General features: G+C 65.4%; 3 protein-coding genes. 2 read left to right on the top strand and 1 reads right to left on the bottom strand.

Going from position 1 to position 1,268, the window contains the following annotated elements; all coding sequences use genetic code 11:
- The coding region (locus U1700_RS14745) for a glycine zipper 2TM domain-containing protein (RefSeq protein WP_332753439.1) at positions 1-355 on the bottom strand (355 nt) is incomplete at its 3' end.
- A gap of 102 nt (positions 356-457) precedes the next feature.
- On the opposite strand from U1700_RS14745, the gene U1700_RS14750 reads away from it, so the two are divergent.
- Together U1700_RS14750 and U1700_RS14755 are read left to right on the top strand one after the other, a co-directional pair.
- Complete coding sequence (locus U1700_RS14750) at positions 458-877, top strand: secondary thiamine-phosphate synthase enzyme YjbQ (RefSeq protein WP_332753440.1); 420 nt, start codon at positions 458-460, stop codon at positions 875-877.
- 109 nt (positions 878-986) lie between these two features.
- A partial coding sequence (locus tag U1700_RS14755) for a CC0125/CC1285 family lipoprotein (protein WP_443025957.1) occupies positions 987-1,268 on the top strand: 282 nt, incomplete at its 3' end.

Here is a 1,268-nt window from a genome sequence, read left to right on the forward strand (position 1 = left end):
CCTTGCCGCGATCGATCGAACGACCAAGCAGCGCGCCACCGCCCGCACCCAGCAGCGTACCCAGGGTCCCGCCGCCGATCACATTGCCCAGGACACCACCGCCGACCGCGCCGACGACCAGGCCGGTCGTACCGTCATTGCGCTTGCAATAGGTACGGCCGTCACGACCCCGGAAAACCTGGTCGTCCCGGTTCAGGCGACGTTCGCGGTAATTGCCGCGCCGATAATCGCGCGAGGCATCCCAGTCGTTGCGATCGCCATGCCAGCGATAATCGCGCTCCTGCGCGACGGCGGGCGTGGCGGCGATCGGGGCGGCGACGGTAACGACGGCCAAAGCGGCGAGCAGGGCTTTCATGGCAGGTCTCCTTTTCCTCAAGCGGGCACAACGCGCGTGCCGCCAACCTGTTCAATCGCAACGCGACTGGCACCTTCGGCGTGCGTCGGGCATTGAAGCACCATGCGGCAAGCCACCACCATCCTCACCGTCGACACCCATGGTCAGGGCCTGATCGAGATCACGAGGCCGGTCGTCGCGTGGGTCCGCGATCAGGGTATGGACGAAGGACTGCTGACCTTGTTCTGTCGCCACACCTCGGCCTCGCTCATCATCCAGGAAAATGCGGCGCCCGAGGTCAGGACCGACATCCTCGACTATTTCGCCCGGATCGCGCCCGAGGACGCCCGCGCCTATGCCCATGATGACGAGGGGCCGGACGACATGCCCGCGCATCTGCGGGCCATCCTGACCGGCGTGAACCTGTCGGTGCCGTTGATCGGCGGTCGACTGGCGCTGGGGACGTGGCAGGGCATCTACCTTTTCGAGCATCGCCGCGCACCGCATCGGCGTCAGGTCGCATTGCACATGGCCGGGGCCTGACACGCAATTCATCGCGGGAGCCAAACCGTTCATCGACCGTTTTGCTGCCATACGCTACAGGACTGTTGTCGCCCGGCACGGCCGGACGGCAGGAAAGGAAGAAAAGTCCATGCAATTCGGTCGTAAGATCGCGCTCGCGCTGGTCGGCGCCAGCACCTTGATGGTCGCGGGGTGCGCGACCGAAACCACCTATCGCCCCGCCACCGGGTCAGGCTTCTATCGCACCGGCTATTCGGACCAGCAGCTGGAGCCGGGTCGCTTCATCGTCAGCTTCGCGGGCAACACCGTCACCTCGCGCGACACCGTGGAGCGCTATCTGCTGTTCCGCGCGGCCGAGCTGACGCTGGCCAATGGCTATGACTATTTCGTGATGGCCGACCGCGATACACAA

Origin of the sequence: Sphingomonas sp. RB1R13, from assembly GCF_036663775.1 — a bacterium.
GTDB lineage: Bacteria > Pseudomonadota > Alphaproteobacteria > Sphingomonadales > Sphingomonadaceae > Sphingomicrobium.